Source organism: Pedobacter sp. 01T416_2 (assembly GCF_056398925.1).
Genome location: NZ_JBFTQI010000337.1, coordinates 1 through 6,129 on the forward strand (window position 1 = coordinate 1; position 6,129 = coordinate 6,129).

Annotated in this window: 8 protein-coding genes; 2 read left to right on the forward strand and 6 right to left on the reverse strand. The window is 37.1% G+C overall.

The features are described 5' to 3' along the window. Both AC1DPQ_RS14890 and AC1DPQ_RS14895 read right to left on the reverse strand, forming a co-directional pair. Positions 1–231, reverse strand: a 231-nt coding sequence (locus AC1DPQ_RS14890; protein WP_477609991.1) for a hypothetical protein, incomplete at its 3' end; no start/stop codon positions are given. A gap of 3 nt (positions 232–234) precedes the next feature. Then, a complete protein-coding gene (locus AC1DPQ_RS14895; RefSeq protein WP_477584766.1) occupies positions 235–603 on the reverse strand; it encodes a hypothetical protein in 369 nt (122 codons plus the stop codon). A 291-nt stretch (positions 604–894) separates the two neighbouring features. Here AC1DPQ_RS14895 and AC1DPQ_RS14900 point away from each other — a divergent pair, with 291 nt between their 5' ends. Further along, the gene (locus AC1DPQ_RS14900) at positions 895–1,125 is read left to right on the forward strand and encodes a response regulator transcription factor (protein ID WP_057931491.1); all 231 of its coding nucleotides are present in this window, start codon (positions 895–897) and stop codon (positions 1,123–1,125) included. A 97-nt stretch (positions 1,126–1,222) separates the two neighbouring features. Here the strand turns inward: AC1DPQ_RS14900 and AC1DPQ_RS14905 are convergent, their stop codons facing one another. From AC1DPQ_RS14905 to AC1DPQ_RS14920, 4 genes are all read right to left on the reverse strand, one after another. Further along, positions 1,223–2,791, reverse strand: a complete 1,569-nt coding sequence (locus AC1DPQ_RS14905; RefSeq protein ID WP_477609993.1) for a M28 family metallopeptidase — start codon at positions 2,789–2,791, stop codon at positions 1,223–1,225. A gap of 119 nt (positions 2,792–2,910) precedes the next feature. Beyond that, positions 2,911–3,708: an ABC transporter permease gene (locus tag AC1DPQ_RS14910; RefSeq protein ID WP_477584548.1), complete on the reverse strand. Its 798-nt coding sequence runs from the start codon at positions 3,706–3,708 to the stop codon at positions 2,911–2,913. A gap of 1 nt (position 3,709) precedes the next feature. Beyond that, entirely contained in the window at positions 3,710–4,618 is a 909-nt protein-coding gene (locus tag AC1DPQ_RS14915) for an ABC transporter ATP-binding protein (protein ID WP_477609995.1), read from the reverse strand. A 5-nt stretch (positions 4,619–4,623) separates the two neighbouring features. Further along, positions 4,624–4,881: a hypothetical protein gene (locus tag AC1DPQ_RS14920; protein ID WP_477584549.1), complete on the reverse strand. Its 258-nt coding sequence runs from the start codon at positions 4,879–4,881 to the stop codon at positions 4,624–4,626. 262 nt (positions 4,882–5,143) lie between these two features. On the opposite strand from AC1DPQ_RS14920, the gene AC1DPQ_RS14925 reads away from it, so the two are divergent. Next, positions 5,144–6,129 (forward strand): sensor histidine kinase (locus AC1DPQ_RS14925; RefSeq protein WP_477609997.1); only part of this gene is annotated, 986 nt, incomplete at its 3' end.

A 6,129-nucleotide genomic window follows, 5' to 3' on the forward strand; every position in this document is an offset into this window, starting at 1 on the left:
GTAAAGGCCATATAATATTGCGCTGATTTCAAAAACAATATAAATATTAAATAGCCATAAATTGTGTATACCTCTTATAGCCAGATAGGCAGCGGCTTCCTCAGTAACTAATGCAATGGCTAAATAACAGGTAATTACTTTCCCAAAAGCATGTTTATCTTTCCATATGATTGCAATAGCAGCTATAAAACAGATAACTTCTGCTATAAATATAGGAGTTAAGTACCTCATGCTTTATAATTGTGTGCCTTCACAAAATTCTGGACAGCCCTGACCTCTGTTTCCTATGTCATCAAGGTTATCCTGATGCTCTTCATCATTGCTTTCGCATGCCATAGTGGGTACCAATAACAAAGTGTTTTTACCTGCATACCCACTTTTTACCCCTTCAGGTAAAACATCGGTATATTGCGCAAAATAGAGCCTTAACCCATCATATTTTCCTTCGCTCATTAATTTTGCAATTTCCATTATCTGTTCTGCCGGAAACCATACTGCTTTAGTGAAAGATTGTGGGAATTTTCTTGCCTCGACAGCATAGGCATCAACCATGGCCTGCGCAACCTTCTTATCGATAGGTTCCGAATTTAATTTTTGACTCATAAATTTATTGTTTGATTTTCTCTAAAAATCGATAATAATAAGGGTTTCGGCAAGAGCTATTTGCAATTAAAATACCGTAAAAATACCCTTTCATTTAAGGCGTTTTGCGCTAACGGCGAATTGCGACGTACCACTACTTTTGGTATACAATAACAGCTGAATAATTTGTGATTGTAAACGATGAATGCCGTGGGCCCTATTAAAACAAATATTTTGAACTTATTTTAAAACAAGTCTGATTTTTTAATAGAGCTTGATTATAGAAACATTAACCATTTAATTCTTTCAAAAATGATAAACAATATCCTGTTACGGGAAAATCACAGTTCGATCAGCGAAAGGGAAGTTGAAATTGTACACTTGTTATCGATGGGGTACAACAGTAAAGAAATTGGCGAAATGCTTTTTATCAGCGAGCATACCGTTAATACGCACCGAAGAAATATGGTAAGAAAGCTCGATCTTAAAAATTCTTATCAATTAATTGTTTGGGCCTTTAAAGAAAGAATATTATCCTTATAAAGGTTAAGATACGCATAACCTCTCATTCTAAACAGCAAAGCCTGCTATTTGATACTAAAGTCAAATCAGCAGGCTTTTGTTTATATACTATATTGCTTTAAGGTCTTGCGGGTTGTGGAGCAGGTAGTTCTTTTCTTGGGATCTGTGCCTCGCGCTGCGAAGTATTGTAAACAAAAGAAGCGATAATGGTTGCTGCCTGTTTTAAATCATCCTCAACAAGCCTATCATAAGTATCCATATTGCTATGGTGGGTACGGGTATTGTAATCGGCAGGATCCTGAATAAACTGGAAACCTGGGATACCTACGGCATCAAAGGCTTGGTGATCGGTACCGCCTGTGTTATTAATGGTGATGGTGGTAGCGCCAAGATCGTTAAAAGGTGTTAACCAACTTTGAAAAATTGGACCAGCGGCTGCATTGCCCTGTAAGTAAACGCCGCGGATTTTTCCTGTTCCATTATCGAGGTTGTAATAAGCTGATATTTTTTTCTGGTCTGGTGTTAATACCATGGTTTTCGGATCGCCAAAATGTTTTGCCACATAACCCCTCGATCCAAATAAACCTTGCTCTTCTGAGCTCCAAAGTGCAATACGGATGGTGCGCTTTGGTTTAAAATCTATCGCTTTTAAAATACGCATGGCTTCCATCATTACGGTAGAACCTGCTGCATTATCTGTAGCGCCCGTTGCCGCATGCCACGAATCGAAGTGCCCGCCAATCATTACCACTTCATCTTTTAGTTTTTTATCGGTCCCAGGTATTTCGGCAATTACATTATATCCTTGAGGATCCTGATCGTAAAATGAGGTTTTGATGTCAGCTTCAATTTCTACAGGCTTGCCAGCACGTAAAAGACGCAATATATGCAAGAAATCTTCTGCTGCAACTTCAAGTTCAGGCGATACCGGTTTTGCATCCAAAGCATAAGAAGCACCGTTACTGGTGAAAAACGTCCCCTGTCCTCCACGGGCATAAGTTAAAATTAAACCTACTTTTTCTTCTACCAGCATGGCACTCATTGCCGCACGGATTTCACGCATTTTCATCATCTGTGCCATTCTATCGGCCATTGGCCCGCCATTAGGGCGTTGTCTTGGGCCTGCAGGTTGTGGTTTTGCTGCGGCCATTTGTGCCAGGGTAGTATCGGCATAGCGCAGAAAATCGGGCTTAATGCCACTTGTTAGAGGGGTACCCTGATCCATCATAACGATTTTTCCGGCCAATTTGCCTTTATATTTTGCTAAATCGGCAACACTATCGGCCTTGATTAAAATGACCTGCGATTTGATCGGGCCATTTGTACCAGGTGTCCATGCTTTAGGAGAGGCAATAATGGCATGATAGTAAGGAAGTGTAGTGGCGGCATAGTATTTGTCTATCTGCCAGCCTTTACCGAAAGTTCCCCAGGCTTCAAGATGTACATTTTTTAATCCCCAATCGCTTAGTTGCTTCACAGCCCAATCCTGTGCTTTTTTTAATCCCGGAGAGTTTGATAAACGGGGACCGCTTACATCAGTTAAATTAAAAGCAATATCCATTGCCTTCGAATTTTCTAAACCTTCCTTTCTTATTTTTTGTACTACAGCTGCGTCAGGGGTGTCTTGCGCAAAAGCTGAAAAGCACAGGCCAAAGGCCAATGCGGTGATTGTAAATTTTTTGATCATTTTATGAATAATTTGGTGGTTGATTTTGATCTAAAATACACTTTAAACCACTTCAAATTATTATCCAATGAGATTTTTACATATCGCATTGTCTGGTACAAGAAATTTACAGATTGAAACTATTTTATGCTCTTTTTGGTTACAATAAAATAGCCAATAATGAAAAGAACCAAAGCATAAATCAAGCTTGTCCATATTTCCTGCGTAAAAACCGGAAAATCCAGCGGATCGCCTCCTTTTTTTACCTTAGTCATCTTTAAAGACAGAGCAGGTAATGAATAAGGGATCAGGTAAGCATATTTCCACCCTACATTTGCGGTAATAATGCCCATAATGGTTCCAATAAAGCCAATGCCCATCGGCTTAAGAAAATCGCTCCATAGCAGGCTTAATATGAACTGTAGCGATAAAATGCCTAAAGATGATAAGAATAATTTGCCGTAAGAGTTAACCAGGATATTTAGCGGGTTGTACTGATTAAAATTAAGCTTAGGCACCAATACCTGTAATAAGTGGCCAAAGGCGTAAGTAAGTGTAGCAAATAGGAATAAACAGATAAATATTAACAACACAGCATACAGGTATTTAGCCGCATAAATCGAAAATTTATTTAAGGGTTGGGCAAATAACATTTTCCAGGTATCGTTTTTATGTTCGATATTATTGACCGAAAAGGCCATGAATATAACATAGAAGGGCATTATTAAGAATCCCATTACGCCGAGTGCTGCTCCACTGTAATGTGCCCATAATATCATTGGAGGATAATGGTTGGCGATGATTTTCTCAGCGTCGGAATAAAAACCAAAGCTGATCAACCCGCATATAATAACTGGTAATAATATCGCTGCCCAGAAAGCTAAGGTTTTTCTGGATTTGTAAAATTCTGATACTAAAGAAATATAAAGAGCGTGCATGTTAGTTTGTTTTGGTAATATCAAGGAATAAATTTTCGAGGTCTTTTCTTTGCTGGTAAAGACTGCTTACAGTAAAACCATTTTGGATAAGTAATGTATTTAGTTCTCCACTTTTTTGTGATGAAGTAAATGGTATAGTAATTATCTTTTCGGTTTTTGCTATAATTTCATAACCCGACTTGGTTAAAAGGGAACTTGCGCTTTCGATCTTSTCGACTTCGATTTCGAGCACAGGTTTGCTCAGTAAATGAAGTTCGTTAATGGTGCCTTGAAATAATAGTTGACCTTTGTTTATAATGCCAACATGGGTTGCTGTTCTTTCTATTTCTGCCAATAAGTGGCTTGAAACCAATATTGTTTTTTGGTGTTTTGTAGCTAAATCGATCATGAGGTTCCGGACCTCAATAATGCCATTTGGATCTAAACCATTTGTAGGCTCATCCAGCAGGAGTAATTCTGGGTCTGAAATTAGTGCTTGCGCAATGCCTAGCCGTTGTTTCATACCTAACGAATATTTACTGGCTTTTTTATTTGCTGCTTCTGTCAAACCTACTAGTGACAGCATTTCATCAGCTTTCGTTTTTTTTATGCCTAACAGAATACAGCGGTTAATGAGGTTTTCTTTCCCTGTTAAATGCCCATAAATGGCTGGCTGTTCTACTAGAGCGCCAATGCGTTTAAGGGTAGCTATACGGTTACTGTTTATTTCTTTACCGAATATAAAAACCTGATCAGAAGGCGATTTGAGCAGGTTAAGCAAGATTTTTATAGTAGTTGTTTTTCCAGCCCCATTTGGACCTAAGAAGCCGTAAATGCTGCCTTTTGGTACTTGTAGTGAGAGATCTTTTACAATAACCTGGTTGCCGAAGTTAAAGTTTAAACCTACTGTTTCGATAGCGTAATTACCCATTGTTTCTATTTAAAAATAGCAGTTACTTGTTTCACAACAGAACCAGGTGTTTTTGTAGGTTTTACAACTATTTCTGCATCATTCTGATTGGTGCTAACGGTAAGTGTTAAAATAATCATCATAAATACAGGTAATAATAAAAGTAAAAATGGTGATGTGTTTGCTAACTTTTTCATGATCGATAGTTTTATTTGAGCGGTTGCGAAAATACCATCAGTAATTACTGTTTGATTTTTTAAGTTAATTGCTGATGATGTTTTCATTTTGTTTTCGTTTTGATGATTCAAAGAAACTCAAGAAAAACAACCTGCTAAAATCTATTATACCAAGTGTTCAAGATTCTAGATCAACAGACATTTTTGGCGTTTGTCGATAAAATTTGCCTATTGGGCCGTTGGTAGAAAAAAAATGCCCGTTGGTAGATTGTGTAAGTAAATCGATAAAACTTTATTTATTTTGGATGCATGAAAGAATATGTGTCTATTAAACGGATATCAGCTTTCATAACCATTTAATATATTTCTAATGAAACAAAGTAAGGGGCCTTTAATATTACATGCTATTTTTTGGACAATTATTGTAATGCTAATTGTTGGGATGAATATTTTTGATACTTCAATACATACAGCTAAAGATTATTTTATCAGCTATGTGGTATATGGAATAATCAATATTTCAATTTTCTACATTAATTATATTTTCTTAATTCCTGAACTGATCAAGAAGAGGAAGAAATATTTTATATACGTATTAGCATTTCTATTATTAATTGCGGTGTCTGTTGTTGCTAAAACAGCCATAGCGGTATTGTATCCGGATGATGTGTTAACTGCAGTAAATGCCAAAGGAAAACGTATGGACATACCTGTTCATAATTTTGTGATCATGGTTACTTTCCTATCAGGTTTTTTCTTAATCTGCAGCTGTATTATCAAATTTACGATCGATTGGTTTGCAAGCGAAAGGATCCAGCGGAATTTAGAAAGCGAACGCCGCGAAATGGAACTCCAGTTTTTAAAATCGCAGCTAAACCCGCATTTTCTTTTTAATTCGCTTAATAACATCTATTCACTAGCCTATCAAAAATCGGATAAAACTGCCGATGCCATTATGAAGCTTTCGGAAATTATGCGTTACATGATTTATGAGAGCAATACGCCAACGGTAGCGCTAAGCAAAGAAGTAGACTATTTAACCAGTTATATCGAATTGCAAAAAATAAGGTTTAAAGATGGTGCCTATATCGAGCTTACCTTAAACGGCGAAATTGACAATCAAAAAATTGTTCCTTTAATGTTGATTTCATTTGTAGAAAATGCATTTAAACATGGGGTAGTAACTGATCCGGCCGAACCGGTAAAAATCAATATCATTGCCAACCAGAAGATTTTGCATTTTAGTGTAGTAAATAAAAAGAACCAACAGAACAAAGATGCGCAGGGAGGGGTTGGTTTAACCAATGTAGAACGACGGTTACAATTGGTTTATCCTGATAGATATAAATTAAATGT

Coding starts and splice junctions, on each gene's coding strand:
- AC1DPQ_RS14895 (WP_477584766.1), bottom strand. CDS start 603: ATGAGTCAAAAATTAAATTCGGAACCTATCGATAAGAAGGTTGCGCAG.
- AC1DPQ_RS14900 (WP_057931491.1), top strand. CDS start 895: ATGATAAACAATATCCTGTTACGGGAAAATCACAGTTCGATCAGCGAA.
- AC1DPQ_RS14905 (WP_477609993.1), bottom strand. CDS start 2,791: ATGATCAAAAAATTTACAATCACCGCATTGGCCTTTGGCCTGTGCTTT.
- AC1DPQ_RS14910 (WP_477584548.1), bottom strand. CDS start 3,708: ATGCACGCTCTTTATATTTCTTTAGTATCAGAATTTTACAAATCCAGA.
- AC1DPQ_RS14920 (WP_477584549.1), bottom strand. CDS start 4,881: ATGAAAACATCATCAGCAATTAACTTAAAAAATCAAACAGTAATTACT.